The organism is Pseudomonas sp. VD-NE ins, assembly GCF_031882575.1.
Classification (GTDB): domain Bacteria; phylum Pseudomonadota; class Gammaproteobacteria; order Pseudomonadales; family Pseudomonadaceae; genus Aquipseudomonas; species Aquipseudomonas fluorescens_BZ.
This window is the reverse complement of sequence record NZ_CP134772.1, coordinates 4,038,934-4,055,793: the sequence shown is the minus strand read 5'-3', so window position 1 is coordinate 4,055,793 and position 16,860 is coordinate 4,038,934. Positions and strand designations below refer to the sequence as shown.

At 60.6% G+C, this 16,860-nt stretch carries 15 protein-coding genes and 1 pseudogene; 9 read left to right on the top strand and 7 right to left on the bottom strand.

What is annotated here, in order from left to right:
* Positions 1-62 precede the first annotated feature (62 nt).
* The 4 genes from RMV17_RS17975 to RMV17_RS17960 all read left to right on the top strand — a co-directional run bounded on the left by RMV17_RS17975 (position 63) and on the right by RMV17_RS17960 (position 3,878).
* On the top strand, positions 63-491 hold the full coding sequence (locus RMV17_RS17975; protein WP_311881536.1) for a rhodanese-like domain-containing protein: 429 nt from the start codon (positions 63-65) through the stop codon (positions 489-491).
* A 247-nt stretch (positions 492-738) separates the two neighbouring features.
* Positions 739-1,518, top strand: a complete 780-nt coding sequence (locus RMV17_RS17970; protein WP_016775210.1) for an ABC transporter substrate-binding protein — start codon at positions 739-741, stop codon at positions 1,516-1,518.
* A gap of 210 nt (positions 1,519-1,728) precedes the next feature.
* On the top strand, positions 1,729-2,841 hold the full coding sequence (locus RMV17_RS17965) for a M14 family metallopeptidase (RefSeq protein ID WP_311881534.1): 1,113 nt from the start codon (positions 1,729-1,731) through the stop codon (positions 2,839-2,841).
* A 320-nt stretch (positions 2,842-3,161) separates the two neighbouring features.
* Positions 3,162-3,878, top strand: a complete 717-nt coding sequence (locus RMV17_RS17960) for a prolyl oligopeptidase family serine peptidase (protein WP_311881533.1) — start codon at positions 3,162-3,164, stop codon at positions 3,876-3,878.
* On the opposite strand, the pseudogene RMV17_RS17955 reads toward RMV17_RS17960, so the two are convergent.
* A pseudogene (locus RMV17_RS17955) lies at positions 3,868-4,424 on the bottom strand (hypothetical protein). The gene RMV17_RS17960 and the pseudogene RMV17_RS17955 sit on opposite strands and share 11 nt — an antisense overlap.
* Positions 4,425-4,507: 83 nt before the next feature.
* Positions 4,508-5,281: a hypothetical protein gene (locus tag RMV17_RS17950; RefSeq protein WP_311881530.1), complete on the bottom strand. Its 774-nt coding sequence runs from the start codon at positions 5,279-5,281 to the stop codon at positions 4,508-4,510.
* Between the two features lie 147 nt (positions 5,282-5,428).
* On the opposite strand from RMV17_RS17950, the gene RMV17_RS17945 reads away from it, so the two are divergent.
* Positions 5,429-5,965: a chalcone isomerase family protein gene (locus tag RMV17_RS17945; protein WP_077573483.1), complete on the top strand. Its 537-nt coding sequence runs from the start codon at positions 5,429-5,431 to the stop codon at positions 5,963-5,965.
* Between the two features lie 123 nt (positions 5,966-6,088).
* Positions 6,089-7,357 carry an Nramp family divalent metal transporter gene (locus RMV17_RS17940; protein ID WP_409373135.1) on the top strand — a complete coding sequence of 423 codons (1,269 nt, stop codon included), beginning with the start codon at positions 6,089-6,091 and terminating at the stop codon, positions 7,355-7,357.
* Between the two features lie 130 nt (positions 7,358-7,487).
* Here the strand turns inward: RMV17_RS17940 and RMV17_RS17935 are convergent, their stop codons facing one another.
* Positions 7,488-8,591, bottom strand: a complete 1,104-nt coding sequence (locus tag RMV17_RS17935; protein WP_311881526.1) for a cytochrome P450 — start codon at positions 8,589-8,591, stop codon at positions 7,488-7,490.
* Positions 8,592-8,670: 79 nt separating this feature from the next.
* On the opposite strand from RMV17_RS17935, the gene RMV17_RS17930 reads away from it, so the two are divergent.
* From RMV17_RS17930 to RMV17_RS17920, 3 genes are all read left to right on the top strand, one after another.
* Positions 8,671-9,444 carry a helix-turn-helix transcriptional regulator gene (locus RMV17_RS17930; RefSeq protein WP_311881524.1) on the top strand — a complete coding sequence of 258 codons (774 nt, stop codon included), beginning with the start codon at positions 8,671-8,673 and terminating at the stop codon, positions 9,442-9,444.
* Positions 9,445-9,565: 121 nt separating this feature from the next.
* Complete coding sequence (locus RMV17_RS17925) at positions 9,566-10,786, top strand: putative DNA modification/repair radical SAM protein (RefSeq protein WP_160040869.1); 1,221 nt, start codon at positions 9,566-9,568, stop codon at positions 10,784-10,786.
* Positions 10,783-11,616, top strand: coding sequence for a TIGR03915 family putative DNA repair protein (locus RMV17_RS17920; RefSeq protein ID WP_034156134.1), 834 nt, complete (start codon positions 10,783-10,785; stop codon positions 11,614-11,616). Before RMV17_RS17925 ends, RMV17_RS17920 begins: the two co-directional genes overlap by 4 nt.
* 264 nt (positions 11,617-11,880) lie before the next feature.
* Here the strand turns inward: RMV17_RS17920 and RMV17_RS17915 are convergent, their stop codons facing one another.
* From RMV17_RS17915 to RMV17_RS17900, 4 genes are all read right to left on the bottom strand, one after another.
* Positions 11,881-12,900: a branched-chain amino acid aminotransferase gene (locus RMV17_RS17915; protein WP_008086978.1), complete on the bottom strand. Its 1,020-nt coding sequence runs from the start codon at positions 12,898-12,900 to the stop codon at positions 11,881-11,883.
* Positions 12,901-13,148: 248 nt separating this feature from the next.
* On the bottom strand, positions 13,149-14,522 hold the full coding sequence (gene lpdA, locus RMV17_RS17910; RefSeq protein ID WP_311881520.1) for a dihydrolipoyl dehydrogenase: 1,374 nt from the start codon (positions 14,520-14,522) through the stop codon (positions 13,149-13,151).
* Positions 14,523-14,529: 7 nt separating this feature from the next.
* Complete coding sequence (locus RMV17_RS17905; protein WP_311881518.1) at positions 14,530-15,801, bottom strand: dihydrolipoamide acetyltransferase family protein; 1,272 nt, start codon at positions 15,799-15,801, stop codon at positions 14,530-14,532.
* Positions 15,802-16,860 carry an alpha-ketoacid dehydrogenase subunit beta gene (locus RMV17_RS17900; protein WP_003224000.1) on the bottom strand — a complete coding sequence of 353 codons (1,059 nt, stop codon included), beginning with the start codon at positions 16,858-16,860 and terminating at the stop codon, positions 15,802-15,804.

Below are 16,860 nucleotides of genomic sequence, written 5' to 3'. Positions count from 1 at the left end.
TAGCCGCAAGCGGCCGCTCGTTAAAGTCTGTTCACACCCGTTCAGATAAAGGAGCAACACCCATGGTCAGTCTGGTACGCGACATCCCTGCAGCGCCGTCGGCGATCGCCCTGATGCACTTCAGCAATCGTCTGACTTTCGAAACCGATTGTTCTGACGTGTTCAGCAGCCAGGAGGCCGGCGAGATCGATTTTGTCCTGGTCGATGTCCGTGGGCCGCTGGCCTATGAGCGCGGGCATGTACCGGGGGCGATCAATATCCCGAACCGTTTGCTGACGGCGGCGGAACTGGCGAGTTACCCGAAAACCACGCTGTTTGTGGTCTATTGCGCCGGCCCACACTGCAACGGCGCGAACAAGGCAGCGGTGAAACTGGCGGCACTGGGTTACCCGGTCAAGGAGATGATTGGCGGCGTTACTGGATGGCTGGATGAAGGCTTTCAACTGAGCGTTGCGCAAGCCGCCAAAACCGCAATCGGCTGCGAATGCTGACGTTCGTTTAGGAGAATTCCTGAGCAAAAAAAGCGCTTGTCCTACAGCCTTTGCACCACGACGGCGCACCCGTTGATCCCGGTCAATCGGTGCGCCGATCTTTCATAAGTATTTGTCGCTTAAACACAATTTACCCTGTGCGCGCCGCCATAGACTGCCGGCCACTTCGGTGTTTGTAGCCAATTGGCCATGACCGAACGCTGAATCGAAAGCTGCCAATAAAAGCCTCCGCACACAGGAGTTATAAATGAAGAAGCTAGTGATGTTCGGTGCCCTGGCACTGTCGATGTTGTCCCTGACCGCCGTGGCCGAAGACGCCAAGCCGATCCGCATCGGTATCGAAGCCGGTTACCCACCATTCTCGATGAAAACCCCTGACGGCAAACTCACCGGTTTCGACGTTGATATCGGCGATGCGCTGTGCGCGCAGATGAAAGTCAAATGCACCTGGGTCGAGCAGGAATTCGACGGCCTGATCCCGGCGCTGAAAGTGAAAAAGATCGACGCGATCCTGTCGTCGATGACCATCACCGATGATCGCAAGAAGAACGTCGATTTCACCATCAAGTACTACCACACCCCGGCGCGCTTCGTGATGAAGGAAGGCTCCGGTGTCAAAGACCCGCTGACTGAGCTCAAAGGCAAGAAAGTCGGCGTACTGCGTGCCAGTACCCACGACCGTTACGCCACCGAAGTACTGGTGCCGGCCGGGATCGACCTGGTGCGCTACGGCTCGCAGCAGGAAGCCAACCTCGACATGGTTTCCGGGCGTATCGACGCGATGCTGGCCGACTCGGTCAACCTGAGCGACGGTTTCCTGAAAACCGACGCGGGTAAAGGTTTTGAATTCGTTGGCCCGACCTACGAAGACGCCAAGTACTTCGGCGGCGGCGCCGGCATTGCAGTGCGCAAGGGCGATACCGCGCTGGCCGAGCAATTCAACAAAGCCATCACCGAAATCCGCGCCAATGGCGAGTACAAGAAAGTCCAGGACAAGTACTTCGACTTTGATGTGTACGGCCATTAATACGCCGTAGAAAAAAGTGGCCCCGTTTGCGCGGTGGCCACTTTTTTTATGCTTTCTTTCTACAGATGGAGATCCCTGTGGGAGCGAGCTTGCTCGCGAATACGGTTTAACATTCAACATCTTTATTGACTGTCAAATTGCATTCGCGAGCAAGCTCGCTCCCACAGAGATCTCATTGATTCAGATCTACCAGACTGCAGGAGTTTCCCCATGCAACGCATCGACCATGTTCTGCCCTGGAGCCACTTGGGCAGCGAACGTTCGCTCAGCGTGTTCCGCTATGGCGCCGGCCCACGCAAGGTGTACATCCAGGCCAGCCTGCACGCCGATGAACTGCCGGGCATGCGCACCGCGTGGGAACTCAAGCAACGCCTCAACCAACTCGAACAGCAAGGCCGTTTGCAGGGCGTGATCGAACTGGTGCCGGTCGCCAACCCAATCGGTCTCGATCAACACGTGCAAGGTGCGCACATGGGCCGCTTCGAACTGGGCAGCGGCAAGAATTTCAACCGCGCCTTCGTCGAACTCAGTGCCCCGGTCGCGGCGTTGATCGGTGAGCGTCTGGGCACTGACGCCGAGGCCAACGTTGCGCTGATCCGCCAAGCCATGGGCCAGGTCTTCGATGAGCTGCCGGCCCCGGCCTCGCAACTGGAAGCCTTGCATCGCCTGTTGCTGCGCCATGCCTGCGATGCCGACATCACCCTCGATCTGCATTGTGATTTCGACGCGGCGATTCACTTGTACGCGTTGCCGCAGCACTGGCCACAGTGGCAATCATTGGCGGCGCGTCTGAAGGCCGGCGTGGCGCTGCTGTGTGAAGATTCCGGCGGCAGTTCGTTCGATGAGTCTTGCTCGACGCCGTGGCTGCGTCTGGCGCGGGCGTTTCCGAATGCTGCGATTCCGGCGGCGAACCTGGCGACCACGCTGGAGCTGGGCAGCATGGGCGACACCCGGGTCGATCAGGCTCAAGCCAATTGTGAGGCGATTCTCGGCTTCCTCGCGGAGCAGGGTTTCATCAGCGGCGAGTGGCCGGCGGCGCCAAGCGAGTGCTGCGAAGGTCAGCCGTTCGAGGGCACCGAATATCTGTTCGCGCCGCACCATGGTGTGGTCAGTTTCCTGCGCAATGCCGGCGAGTGGGTAGAGAAGGGCGATGCGCTGTTTGAGGTGGTCGATCCGTTGCAGGATCGCGTCACCACTGTGCGTGCCGGCACCAGTGGCGTGTTGTTTGCGCTGGATCGCGGGCGTTATACCGAGCCGGGGATCTGGCAGGCGAAAGTGGCGGGGCGGGTGGCGTTTCGGACGGGTAAGTTGACCAACGACTGACGGATCTTCGTCGGATTCACTGGCCCTTTCGCGAACAAGCTCGCTCCCACCCTGGAAATGCATTCCCCCTGTGGGAGCGAGCCTGCTCGCGAAGGGGCCATCAGCAAACCAATATATAAACCTTCATTGGGGCTACTGGCCTCATCGCTGGCAAGCCAGCTCCCACAGTGATTGAAGGTGTTCACAAGCATTTTGTTCACACAAATCCTGTGGGAGCTGGCTTGCCAGCGATGGCGGCATCGACAGCACCACCGAATTTGGATCCTCGCCGCAGGATGTTAGGCTCCCCCCGAACCCGACACTCTGTGAAGGAAGGCTCTATGTTGAAGGTCTTTGCTCTCTTGACCCTGCTGGCGTCCAGCGCCGTGCAGGCGCAAACCACGCTGCAATCCGATCTGCCGCTCAAGTACCTCGAACAGGTGCACGCCGATGCCGAGCCGCGGCCGCTGGTGATTTTCCTGCACGGCTACGGCAGTAACGAAGCCGATCTGATCGGCATGAAATTCCAGCTGCCGGCGCAATACAACTACCTGTCGGTGCAGGCACCGCTGTCGCTCGGTGAAGGACGTTTCCAGTGGTTTCGCAAGAAAGGCGAAGGCGCCTACAACGGCGAGACCGATGATCTGAAGGTCAGTGGCCAGAAGCTGCGCGACTTTATCGCGCAAGCAGCGAAGAAATATCACACCACCCCGAGCAAGGTGTACCTGATCGGTTTCAGCCAGGGCGCGATGATGACCTACGAGGTGGGGCTGCGGCCGCCGGTTGCTGTCGGCGGGATCGCGGCGTTGAGCGGGCGTTTGTTGCCGGTGTTGAAGAGTGAACTCAAGGCCGGACAGCAGCCGTTGCCACTGAGCATCTTCATCGGCCACGGTACGGCCGATGATCCGGTGCCGTACAAAAACGGCACCGAGGCCAACACGCAACTACAGAAACTCGGTTACAAACCGCAGTTCCACGCCTATCCCGGCGTCGGCCACAGTATCAGTGCGGCCGAGCTGCGTGACTTGAATGGCTGGTTGCAGCAGCTCAATCCTTGAGGATGGTTTTCACCAGGGCGTCGTGACCTTTCTTGTCGCTGGCGCGGGAGATCACCTGCACCAACGCCATCTTCGTGCCGGAGCCGGCCATCAGCGTAGTGTTGAGGGTCTGGCCACCGCCCTGGGTCGCCGTGCTGTCGACCTGACGCAGGCCCAAGCCGGTGCCTTTTTGGGTCAGGCTTTTTTCGCTGAGTTTGTTGAAGTCTGGCAGGGCTTTGCGTTGGTCGTCGATGAAGCTCGAGACGGTGCTGTCGAGGAACTGCCCGTCGTTGTCCTTGACGTGCTGGCCTTCGGGGATCTGGTTTTCAGCGGTAATGACCACGGTTTTTGTGGCCTCGTTGGTGTACATCGTGCCCTTGGTCCCGCTCGGGCTGGCCGGCAGCGGGTCGGCGATGAAACCTTTTGGCAGCACAAAAGTGAACTTGCCCTCGAGCATCGAGACTTTCTCGGTGCCGGCATTTTTCTTGGCCGCTTGCGCGTGGAGGGCGCCGAAACCGGCGAGGGCCGCCACCAGCAGGACGACGGCTTTTTACTCAACAATGACATGTGAATCTCCGGTGGATGGTCGCGCGAGGCGGGCGATCATCCCATGGAGGGGGCGGGCGTTCCAGCGCGAATCGTCTGAGCGGTTACTGCGCCTGCGCTTTCCGCAACGGACGGGCCAACAGGCGTTTGGTCACACCGAGCATGGCCACCGACACCGCCACACCGACGGCAAATCCGCTCAGCCCCATACTTGGCAAGGTCAGTGCCGAGACCAGACAAAACGCCGAGAACGAATACATGCCGGTCGCCGTCGCTCGTAACAATGCGGCGGTAAATGCCGGGCCGCGCGTTTGTTGCGAGAACACCGCCATCACGCTGCCGAGCACCGGGAACACCGCGAGCAAACCGCTCCAACGCTCGCCGACGGTGCTGGCAAACATCGTCACCACCAGCGTCAACGCGGCACCGGCGATCATTCGCCAGATCAGTTTGTCCGACTTCGGCGCCGGGCCGTTGAGCACCGGTTGCACCGTGGGAAACAGATAAGGCGATGCCAGCAACGCAATCGCCGCCGCCGCCACCGAAAACGGCAGTGACTCCGGAATCAGTGACAACACCCCAGCGATCACGGCCCACACCGACAGCGACGCCGCCAACGCCAGCGGCCAGTTCGCCCGTTGCGCGACCTGTGCGTAGGTGATGCAGAACGCAATCATCGCGAACATCGCCGATAACGCCGCCACCGCCGACTGCGCGGCAAACGCCGGACCCTGTTCGATGGCGAGGAAAAACAGAATCGGCCCGACCACCACCGGCAATCCCGACAGCCACCCGGCCACGCTCGGCCCCCAGCGTTTGCCCGCCAGGGAAATCAGCAGCAGAAAACCGGGAATCAGCAGCAGTTTGAGGATCAGCACGCAGGAGTCTCCATCCGTTGAAGGTTCGCCACGTTAGCATTGTCGATCGGCGATTGCTGCCTATCTGCGCGGTTTTTGTATACAAGGTGCCGGCGGCGATACCCGGCTATGCTTTGACTGTCAGGGCTTGCCGGAGTCGATACCGCGATGAACAGAACACCCAAGGTGTTGCGGGGATGCTGCGGCATTGGCTTGTGGGCGCTATTGCTGACGCCGACCTGGGCCAATTGGCAGGACGCCGTGCCCGGCGCGCAGATCATCGGCACCGGCGATTACAGCGTGTTCGGTTTCGATGTTTACAACGCGCGATTGTGGAGTGCCGCGCGGCCCTTGGTCGACGGTCAGCCGTTTGCGCTGGAGTTGATTTACCGCCGCAACATTTCCCGCGACGACCTGGTGAAGGCCAGCGTCGACGAAATCAAACGCCTGGCCGACGGCCGCGTCAGCCCGGCGCAATTAGCCGGTTGGCAGATCCAGATGCAGCAATCGTTTGTCGACGTGCAAGCCGGCACGCGGATTACCGGCGTGTATCTGCCGGGGCAGGGCGCGCGGTTTTTTGTCGGTCAGCAGTTGCAGCATGAAATCGATGACCCGCTGTTTGCCCGGGCGTTTTTTGATATCTGGCTGGATCCGCGCACGCGTAGTCCGGAGTTGCGCGAACAGTTGTTAGGGGTGAGTCGATAGATTCTTTTGCACTTCAAGGCTCCGGCTGAAACCTCTAAGCTGCGTCTTTCCGACTTGTTTCTGGATGTGTGCGTGAAATTCAGTTTGCCCAAAATCGCCACCGCGCCGTTTTGTCCGCCGGAAGTGGCTGGCAGTGTTGCGGTTGATCCCAATGCCGCGTTCTTCAAACGCGTGCTGCGTTTCGCCGGCCCCGGTTTGCTGGTGTCGATCGGCTACATGGATCCGGGCAACTGGGCCACCGCCATCGAGGCCGGTTCACGTTTCGGTTACAGCCTGTTGTTTGTGGTGCTGCTGGCGAGTCTGGCGGGCATGGTCGTGCAATGCCTGTGTTCGCGATTGGGCATTGCCACCGGGCGCGATCTGGCGCAACTGTCCCGCGAGCGCTACAGCACACCGACCGCAAGGCTGCAGTGGGTGCTGGCGGAGATCTCGATCATCGCCACCGATCTGGCCGAAGTACTCGGTTGCGCGCTGGCGTTTCACTTGTTGCTCGGTTGTTCGCTGACCTTCGGCATTGCCTTGACGGCGTTTGACACGTTGTTGGTGCTGGCCCTGCAAAACCGTGGTTTCCGTCGGCTGGAAGCGATCATGCTGGTATTGGTCGCAACCATCGGCGTGTGTTTCTTCGTTGAACTGCTGCTGATCAAACCCTACTGGCCGGATGTCGCCCAAGGTTTCAAACCGTCCTTGGCGGCGATCAGCGAAGCGGCGCCGTTATACCTGGCCATCGGTATTCTCGGCGCGACGGTGATGCCGCATAACCTCTATCTGCACACCTCGATCGTGCAGACGCGGATGATCGGCAAGGACCTGGCGAGCAAGCAGGACGCGGTGAAACTGGCGCGCATCGACACCATCGGTTCGCTGGCGCTGGCGTTGCTGGTCAACGCGGCGATCCTGATTCTCGCGGCGGCAGCGTTTCACCAGTCCGGGCACACCGATGTGGTGGACATTCAGGACGCCTACCACTTGCTCGATCCGCTGGTCGGTGGTGCATTGGCCAGCGTGTTGTTCGGCGTGGCGCTGCTGGCGTCGGGGCAGAGTTCGACCTTCACCGGCACCATCGCCGGCCAGGTGATCATGGAGGGTTATCTGAACCTGCGGATCCCGTGCTGGCAGAGGCGCTTGATTACCCGCGGGCTGGCGTTGATTCCAGCGTTTATCGGCGTGTGGCTGATGGGCGATAACGCGATCGGCAAGTTGCTGGTGCTGAGTCAGGTGGTGTTGAGTCTGCAATTGCCGTTTGCCTTGTACCCATTGATCCGCATGACCAATGATAAAAAGCTGATGGGGCCGTTTGTGAACCGCTGGCCAACCCGGGTGTTGGCCTGGGGTTTGTTTGTGGTGATCAGTGGCGCTAACAGCTGGCTGATTTTGCAGTGGGCGGTTTGAGCCAGCACTTGTAGTGACTGGGCTGGCCTCTTCGCGAGCAGGCTCGCTCCCACATTAGTTATCGGGTGACCACAATAGTGTGCACACCCGATAACCCTGTGGGAGCGAGCCTGCTCGCGAAGACGGAGTATCAGGCGCCGACATCGCTGAATATTGGAATGCGCCCATTGAGCGAGGGCTTGTAGTGCCAGTTCAGGCGATTCAGATCGGTGCCGTTTTTGAGTACTTCCCTCACCGTCGCCCCGGCAATACTCATCGCCAACGCTCGCCCCGGACACTGATGCCGACCACTGCCAAAACTGAAACTGCGGCGGTTCTCGCGCTGCGGCAGAAACTCCTCCGGCCGCTCGTTGAGCGCTGGATCACGATTGGCCGAAGCCAGCAGCACCAGAATCACATCGCCCGTTTCGACACGTACGCCAGCAATCTCACAGGGCGCGGCGACAAAGCGCCGGGTGTTCTGCACGGGCGGGTCGAAGCGCTGGACTTCGTTGAGCAGTGCTTCGATGGATTCGCCGCGCAACGCCGGGTGACGACGTAACGCCAACAGCGTGTTGCCGATCAGCCCGGCGCAGGCTTCGAACGTCTGCGAGCAGAGGCCGATCAGGTTGGCGATCAGGCTGTCTTCATCGCCGCTAAAGCGCTGCTGGATGGCGCTGAGGAAGTCGCTGGCGGGTTCGGCGAGCAGCTCGATAAAGTAACCGCGCAGTTGCTCGGCCGCCGCATCTGCTGTGGCCAGTTGCAGGTCATTGCTCAATGACGACAGGCAAGCGACGAAGTCCGCCGTCAGTTCACTGACCACCCGCGCCTGCGCCGGCGTGAATCCCAGCAGTGCCGCGACCACGCACACAGGGCCACGGAACATGGCTTTGCACACACCGTCGGCGTCCGCTGTGATCAGCCGTGCGGCGACCAGTCCGTCGACGGCCTCAAGGTCGAGCGCGGCCAGCTCAGGCTCGATCGCCGAACGCGGACAGCGCTGGCGTTCGCCGTCATTCATGCGCATCAGTTGGCCGAAGACTTTGCCGGCCTTGCTTCCGGCAATCGCTTTGGGCACCGGTTCCTGCGCCGGACGAGCCCGGCAATCGGCGTGGGCCAACACCGCACACGCCGCACGGGCGCTGCTGGCGACCCACAGTTTCAGCTCTGGATGAAACGTCAGTCCACCTGCTGCGCGCAGTTCGGCGTAGTAGGGATAAGGATCGACATGCGTTGCGGCGCTGATCGGGTTCATGGTTTGCATCCTTGTCGGCGGGGAAAGTGTTGCTACTATCTCCACTACGCAACGACGATGATTCGTCCGGGAGCGAACTATGCACGCAGAGCATCAAGACATCGGCGTTTCCCAAGTGGCCGCCGCCATCGCCGAGCCGGCGCGAACGAAAATCCTCTGCTCGCTGATGGACGGCCACGCCCGCACCAGCACGGAGCTGGCGACGATCGCCGAAGTCAGCGCCTCGACCGCCAGTGTGCACTTGGCGAAACTCAAGGACCTGGCTCTGGTGCGCCTGCATGTGCAGGGCCGCCATCGCTATTACAGCCTCGCCGATCAGCGCGTGGCGCAGGCGCTGGAAGCGTTGATGGTGATTGGCCAGAACGCCGCGCCGACGTTCAAGGCGCACACCCCGGATCGCCTGCAATTTGCGCGCACTTGCTACGACCACATGGCCGGGACGCTGGCGGTGTTGCTGCATGACCGTTTGCTTGAGGCTGGTTGGCTGGTGGCAACCGACGAGCAGGCGTATCGCTTGAGTGAGACGGGCGAGGCGTTGTTTCTTGGACTGGGCATTGAAGTGCAGGACTTGACGACCCTGCGCCGCAAGTTTGCCTGCCCGTGCCTGGACTGGAGCATGCGCCGGCCGCATCTCGGGGGCTCGCTGGGCGCGGCGTTGTTGCAAACGGCGTTGAAGCGCAAGTGGGTGACGCAAGATCTGGACAGTCGCGCGCTGGCGTTAACGGCGGCGGGGCGCAAGGAGATCGGTGCGCGGTTTGGCGTTGAGTGGCCGGTAGACGGGCAGATCAACAGATCGCAGCCTGCGGAAAAACGTGTACACCCGATAAATTCCGACCGTACCGAATCCCTGTAGGAGCTGCCGAAGGCTGCGATCATTTGATTTTCAGCTTCTGACCGACGAGGGGCGCATCTGCCACCTTGTATCACCGCTGCCGACTCTATACTGTATATGCAAACAGTATAGAGCCCGCGCCATGCAAATCATCGACAAGCTGAGCATCCTCGCCGACGCCGCCAAGTACGACGCCTCCTGCGCGAGCAGCGGCGCGCCCAAGCGCAGCTCCGAAGGCAAGAGCGGGCTGGGCTCGACCGATGGCATGGGCATCTGCCACAGCTACACGCCGGACGGGCGTTGCGTGTCGTTGTTGAAGATTCTGCTGACCAATTTCTGCCTTTACGATTGCCAGTATTGCGTCAACCGCCGCTCCAGCGATGTTCCGCGCGCTCGTTTCACCCCCGAGGAAGTCGTGGCGCTGACCATGGATTTCTACCGGCGTAACTGCGTCAGCGGATTGTTCCTCAGCTCTGGCATCATTCGCTCGGCGGACTACACCATGGAGCAACTGGTGCGGGTGGCGAAGCTGCTGCGCGAAGAGCATGAGTTTCGCGGGTACATCCATCTCAAGACCATTCCCGAAGCCGATCCGGCATTGATCGAAGAGGCGGGGCGCTACGCTGATCGCCTGAGCGTCAACATCGAACTGCCCACCGATGCCAGCCTGCAAGTGCTGGCGCCGGAGAAGGACATCACTTCGATCAAACAGGCAATGAACACCATCTACACCGGCGTGCAGACCGTGTTGAACGAACCACGCTCGGCGAAGTTCGCCCCCGCCGGGCAGAGCACGCAATTGATTGTCGGCGCCGACGACACCGACGACAGCACCATCCTCCACAGCGCCCAGGCCTTGTACGGCAATTTCCGTCTGCGCCGGGTCTACTATTCGGCCTTCAGCCCGATCCCCGACAGCCCGAAAAGCGTGCCGCTGGCCGCGCCGCCGCTGATGCGCGAACACCGCTTGTATCAGGCCGATTTTCTCCTGCGCAGCTACGGTTACAGCGCCGATGAATTGCTCAAGGGCCCGGGTAATCTGGCGCTGGACATCGACCCGAAACTGGCCTGGGCGCTGCAGAATCGCGAGGTGTTCCCGCTCGATCTGAACCGCGCCGAAGCCTCCTTGATTGCGCGTATTCCCGGCATCGGCTTGCGCACCACCGAACGTCTGGTCGAGCTGCGCCGACAGCGGCGCATTCGTTACGAAGACGTCGCGCGCATGCGCTGTGTGCTGGCCAAGGCCAAGCCGTTCATCATCACCAGCGACTATCATCCGCAGCAGGCCGAGGTCACCAGCCATTTGCTCTATCAGCAATTGCGTGACCGGCCGATGCCGCAGCAGATGGGGCTGTGGGGATGATCAATCTTGATTGCGACGATTTGTTCGACACGTGGCGCCAGCAGGCGCGTTGGCTGCTGAGCCATGAAGTCGATCCGAGTCTGGTGAGTTGGGCTACGCAAGGCGTGGCTGATCTGTTTGCCAGTGATGAGCCGGTGCCTGAAGGGCAGGGGCCGTTCCAGGCGCGCATTCCGCGAGCGTTGCTCGACACCCTGGAACAGGCCTCGCGTTATCGCGGTGATCAACGCTGGAGTTTGCTGTATGAAGTGCTGTGGCGCGTCAGCCACGGCGACCGTACCGCGATGATGGCCGGGGACAAACTCGGCAGCGAGTTACAGCGACGGATCAAACAAGTGCATCGGGAGGCCCATCATCTGCATGCGTTTGTGCGTTTCATCGAACGGCCTTCATCCAGCGCCGGTCCGGAGTATGTGGCTTGGCACGAACCGGCCCATGACATTTTGCACAGTGCCAGTGAGCATTTTATTGGGCGGATGGGCCGCCACCGCTGGTTGATCGCCACGCCGCGTGACGGGGTCTATTACGATGGCGAGCAATTGATTCATCAGCGGCAATGCCCGGTGGAATGGCAGCAGTTGGCGCAGAACGTCGACGATCCTCATGGTGATCTTTGGCTGACCTATTACAGCCACATCTTTAATCCTGCGCGGTTGAACGAGAAGGTTATGCAGGGGCATTTGCCGGCGCGGTTCTGGAAGAATCTGCCGGAGGGGGAGTTGATTCCCGGGTTGATTACGCAGGCGCGGATGGGTAAGCAGCAGAATGGGCAGGCGAGTGGGATTGCTGATCGTGCAGGTAAACGCATCGCACTGAAAAGCCCCTCACCCTAACCCTCCCGAAACGTCGGACCGCCCATAGGGAGAGGGGACTGACCGAGGTGTTTGGACTTGATCCATCGACCTGAACAATCAAGTCGAACTCACATTTTGAATACCACAAAGATCGGCCCCCTTTCCCCCTCGCCCCCCTGGGGGAGAGGGTTGGGGTGAGGGGGAAAGAATCTCAAGCACGCCACAAATGCTGCGCCAAACCCCATAAAAAAGCCCCCCACCAATCACTCGGTGGAGGGCTTTTCTACATCAACACCCGTCAGATCAAACCTTGACGATCCAGCCCGCTGGCGCTTCGATGTCGCCGGTCTGCACGCCAGTCAGCTCTTTGTAGAGCTTCTGGGTCACAGGACCCACTTCGGTTTCGCTGTGGAACACATGCAGATGGTCGTTGTAGCTGATACCACCGATCGGGGTGATCACCGCAGCAGTACCGCAAGCGCCGGCTTCCTTGAAGTCCGACAGCTTGTCGATCAGTACATCGCCTTCAACCACTTCCAGGCCCAGACGCGATTTCGCCAGTTCAATCAACGACAGGCGGGTGATGCCTGGCAGAACCGACGGCGAGTTCGGGGTGATGAACTTGTTGTCGTGGGTGATCCCGAAGAAGTTGGCCGAACCGACTTCCTCGATCTTGGTGTGGGTCATCGGGTCCAGGTAGATCGCGTCAGCGAAGTTGGCTTTCTTCGCTTTCGAGCCCGGCATCAGGCTGGCCGCGTAGTTGCCGCCGACCTTGGCTGCGCCGGTGCCTTGTGGGGCGGCGCGGTCGTAGCTGGAGATCTGGAAGTTGTGTGGGGTCAGGCCGCCCTTGAAGTAGGCGCCGACCGGGATGCAGAAGATCGAGAAGATGAACTCGGGTGCAGTGCGCACGCCGATGTTGTCACCGACGCCGATCACGAACGGACGCAGGTACAGCGCGCCGCCGGTGCCGTATGGCGGAATGAAGCGCTCGTTGGCGCGAACCACGGCTTTGCACGCTTCGATGAACTGCTCGGTGTCGACCGTCGGCATCAGCAGACGCGCGCAGCTGCGTTGCATGCGCAGGGCGTTCTGGTCCGGGCGGAACAGGTTGATCGAGCCGTCCTTGCAACGATAGGCCTTCATGCCTTCGAAGCACTGCTGGCCATAGTGAAGGGCAGTCGAGCCTTCGCTGATGTGCAGCACGTTATCTTCGGTCAGGGTGCCTTTGTCCCACTCGCCATCGCGAAAGTACGACAGATAGCGTTTGTCGGTCTTGATGTAATCAAAACCCAGCTTGTCCCAATTGATGCTTTCGTTACCCATGACACCCTCTATCACTGAACAACCGTCGAAACGGTTCAAGGCTTCTGACGTTTTTTGGATGGGCACAACAATACTTCATTCTTGAGCGGTTTCGCAGCCCGGACTATCGGATGACACACAGATAAATCGTGTTGCCCTCAAGAATTCGCGAGCAGGTCGAATCGTCGCACCGTCGCTCCCACAGGTGGAACGCATTTCAAATGTGGGAGCGAGCCTGCTCGCGAAGGGGCCGGTGTTGCCACTACCACTTACAGGTGCAGCGCATGGCCGAGGGCACGCAACGCTGCTTCCTGCACCGCTTCACCCAGGGTCGGATGCGCATGAATGGTGCCGCCGATGTCCTCCAGCCGCGCGCCCATTTCCAGGCTTTGCGCAAACGCTGTCGACAATTCCGACACGCCAACGCCCACCGCTTGCCAGCCGACAATCACATGGTTATCCCGACGAGCGACCACGCGCACGAAGCCGCTTTTCGACTCCAGCGTCATCGCCCGACCATTGGCGGCAAACGGGAAACTCGAAACAATGCAGTCCAGACCCGCAGCCTTGGCCTCGTCCGGGGTCTTGCCGACCACCACCAGTTCCGGGTCGGTGAAGCACACCGCAGCAATCGCTGTCGGACTGAATTCGCGGGTTTTGCCGCTGATCAGCTCGGCAACCATTTCGCCTTGAGCCATGGCGCGGTGGGCCAGCATCGGTTCGCCGCTCAAATCGCCAATCGCGTAGACGTTACGCATGCTGGTCTGGCAGCGGCTGTCGATTTTGATCGCCGAACCGTTCATGTCCAGATTCAGCGCTTCGAGGTTCCAGCCCTGGGTGTTCGGTTTGCGACCGACGGCGACCAGCACCTGATCGGTTTCCAGGTTGAGGGTTTCGCCCTCGGGATCGCGTACCTGCAACGTGCCGTCGAAACCCAGCACGCTGTGCTTGAGGTACAGCTTCACGCCCAATTGCTTCAGTGCGTCGTGCACCGGTTGCGTCAGTTCGGCGTCGTAGGCCGGCAGGATGCGATCCTGCGCCTCGACCACACTGACGTCGGCGCCAAGCTTGCGATAAGCAATGCCCAGTTCCAGGCCGATATAGCCACCGCCCACCACCACCAGACGTTTCGGCACGGATGTCGGTGCCAGTGCTTCGGTGGAGGAGATGATCGGCCCGCCAATCGGCAGGATCGGCAGATTGACGCTGGTCGAACCGGTGGCCAGCACCAAGTGCTCGCACTGGATGCGCGTGTCGCCGACGTCGACGGTTTTGCCGTCGATGACCTTGGCCCAGCCATTGATGACCTGAACCTTGTTCTTCTTCAGCAGCGCCGCGACGCCGGTGGTCAGGCGATCAACGATGCCGTCCTTCCACTCGACGCTTTTGTTGATGTCGAGGGTTGGTGTGGCAACGCTGATGCCCAGCGCCGAATGCTGGCTGTGGTGCCGGGTCTGGTGAAACTGTTCAGCCACGTGAATCAGCGCTTTCGACGGAATACAGCCGATGTTCAGGCAGGTGCCGCCCAGCGATTGGCCTTCGACCAGAATCGTCGGGATGCCCAGTTGCCCGGCGCGGATCGCCGTTACATAACCACCGGGGCCGCCGCCGATGATCAGCAGCGTAGTGTTCAGAGATTGCATGCGCGCCTTACTCCACAAACAAAGTGGCAGGTTGTTCGATCAAGCCGCGAATGGCCTGGATAAAGAGTGCCGCGTCCATGCCGTCGACCACGCGGTGATCGAACGAGCTGGAGAGGTTCATCATCTTGCGGATCACCACCTGGCCTTTGACGACCATCGGCCGTTCAACAATTTTGTTCACGCCGACGATCGCTACTTCCGGCAGATTCAGCACCGGCGTACTGACGATGCCGCCCAGTGCACCGAGGCTGGTCAGGGTGATGGTCGAGCCGGACAGTTCATCGCGGCTGGCCTTGCCATTGCGTGCTGCGTTAGCCAAACGGGAGATTTCCGTGGCGCTGTCCCACAGGCTGCGCGCCTCGGCGTGACGCACCACCGGTACCATCAGGCCGACATCGCTCTGCGTGGCGACCCCGACATGCACCGCGCCGAGGCGGGTGATGACCTGGGCTTCGTCATCGTAACGGGCGTTCATCTGCGGGAATTCGCGCAGAGCGACGACCAAGGCGCGAACGAGGAACGGCAGCAAGGTCAACTTGCCACGGCTGGCACCATGTTTTTCATTCAGATGCGCGCGCAGTTCTTCAATCGCGGTGACGTCGACTTCCTCGACATAACTGAAGTGTGCGGCACGCTGGGTAGCGTCCTGCATGCGCTGAGCGATCTTGCGGCGCATGCCGATGACTTGAATATGTTCTTCGTCGTTGCGCTGGGCGTACGCGGCAGCAACCGGCGCTGAAGCGTTCGACTGACCTTGCGCCAGGTAGGATTCAAGGTCTTCGTGCAACACACGACCGGCCGGGCCGGAACCGCGCACCAGACGCAATTGAATCCCCAGATCCAGCGCATGTTTGCGCACGGCCGGCGAGGCGAGAGGACGTTCGTCTGCTTCGCGAGCAACCATCGGGCCTTGGCAAACGGCAGCCGAACGCGGGGCGGCTGGAGCAGGTTTGCTCTCAAGAACCGCTTCAGCTTTCGGTGCTACCGGCGCCTCTTTAACGGGCGCGGGTGCGGCGGACTCTTTCAAGTTACCGGCACCCTCAACCTCGATGCTGATCAGCACACTGCCAACCGCCATCACTTCACCCGGCTGACCACCAAGTGCAATCACCTTGCCGTGTACCGGCGATGGAATATCAACCATCGCCTTGTCGGTCATCACATCCGCCAGCACCTGATCTTCAACGACCAGATCGCCGACCTTGACGTGCCACTGCGACAGTTCTACTTCTGCGATGCCTTCGCCGATGTCCGGCATCTTGATAACGTGCGTGCCCATTCAGACCTCCATGACCCGTTTCAACGCCGCGCCCACTCGGGACGGCCCTGGGAAATACGCCCACTCCTGCGCGTGCGGGTAGGGAGTGTCCCAACCGGTGACGCGTTCGATCGGCGCTTCCAGGTGATGGAAGCAATGCTCTTGCACCAGCGACACCAGTTCGGCGCCGAAACCGCAGGTGCGGGTGGCTTCGTGTACCACCACGCAACGGCCGGTTTTCTTCACCGATTTGACGATGGTTTCCAGGTCCAGCGGCCACAGGCTGCGCAGGTCGATGACTTCAGCATCAACGCCGGATTCTTCGGCAGCAACTTGCGACACGTACACGGTGGTGCCGTAAGTCAGCACGGTCACGTCCTTGCCCGGACGGGTAATCGCAGCAACGTCCAGCGGCACGGTGTAGTAACCGTCCGGGACCTGGGCTTGCGGGTGTTTCGACCACGGCGTTACCGGGCGGTCGTGGTGGCCGTCGAACGGGCCGTTGTACAGGCGTTTCGGCTCAAGGAAGATCACCGGGTCATCGTTTTCGATGGAGGCGATCAGCAGGCCTTTGGCGTCATACGGGTTGGACGGCATCACGGTGCGCAAGCCGCACACCTGAGTGAACATCGCCTCGATGCTCTGGCTGTGAGTCTGGCCGCCGTAGATGCCGCCGCCGCAAGGCATGCGCAGGGTCATCGGTGCGGTGAACTCGCCGGCCGAGCGATAGCGCAGGCGCGCCGCTTCGGAAATGATCTGGTCAGAGGCCGGGTAGACGTAGTCGGCGAACTGAATTTCGGCGACCGGACGCAAACCGTAAGCGCCCATGCCGACGGCCACGCCGACGATGCCGCTTTCCGAGATCGGTGCGTCGAATACGCGCGAAGTGCCGTACTTGGTCTGCAAGCCTTCGGTGCAACGGAACACGCCGCCGAAGTAACCGACGTCCTGACCGAACACGACGACATTGTCATCACGCTCAAGCATCACATCCATGGCCGAGCGCAGGGCCTGGATCATGGTCATGGTGGTCGTGGTCATGGCGGTTTCCAACTGAATATTGTTGTTGTGATCGTTCAT

Excerpts from the sequence above, each read along its gene's own strand:
- RMV17_RS17915 (WP_008086978.1), bottom strand. The coding sequence starts at position 12,900 with ATGGGTAACGAAAGCATCAATTGGGACAAGCTGGGTTTTGATTACATC.
- RMV17_RS17965 (WP_311881534.1), top strand. The coding sequence starts at position 1,729 with ATGCAACGCATCGACCATGTTCTGCCCTGGAGCCACTTGGGCAGCGAA.
- RMV17_RS17935 (WP_311881526.1), bottom strand. The coding sequence starts at position 8,591 with ATGAACCCGATCAGCGCCGCAACGCATGTCGATCCTTATCCCTACTAC.
- RMV17_RS17945 (WP_077573483.1), top strand. The coding sequence starts at position 5,429 with ATGAACAGAACACCCAAGGTGTTGCGGGGATGCTGCGGCATTGGCTTG.
- RMV17_RS17920 (WP_034156134.1), top strand. The coding sequence starts at position 10,783 with ATGATCAATCTTGATTGCGACGATTTGTTCGACACGTGGCGCCAGCAG.
- RMV17_RS17970 (WP_016775210.1), top strand. The coding sequence starts at position 739 with ATGAAGAAGCTAGTGATGTTCGGTGCCCTGGCACTGTCGATGTTGTCC.
- RMV17_RS17930 (WP_311881524.1), top strand. The coding sequence starts at position 8,671 with ATGCACGCAGAGCATCAAGACATCGGCGTTTCCCAAGTGGCCGCCGCC.
- RMV17_RS17975 (WP_311881536.1), top strand. The coding sequence starts at position 63 with ATGGTCAGTCTGGTACGCGACATCCCTGCAGCGCCGTCGGCGATCGCC.
- RMV17_RS17905 (WP_311881518.1), bottom strand. The coding sequence starts at position 15,801 with ATGGGCACGCACGTTATCAAGATGCCGGACATCGGCGAAGGCATCGCA.
- lpdA (WP_311881520.1), bottom strand. The coding sequence starts at position 14,522 with ATGCAATCTCTGAACACTACGCTGCTGATCATCGGCGGCGGCCCCGGT.
- RMV17_RS17925 (WP_160040869.1), top strand. The coding sequence starts at position 9,566 with ATGCAAATCATCGACAAGCTGAGCATCCTCGCCGACGCCGCCAAGTAC.
- RMV17_RS17960 (WP_311881533.1), top strand. The coding sequence starts at position 3,162 with ATGTTGAAGGTCTTTGCTCTCTTGACCCTGCTGGCGTCCAGCGCCGTG.
- RMV17_RS17900 (WP_003224000.1), bottom strand. The coding sequence starts at position 16,860 with ATGAACGATCACAACAACAATATTCAGTTGGAAACCGCCATGACCACG.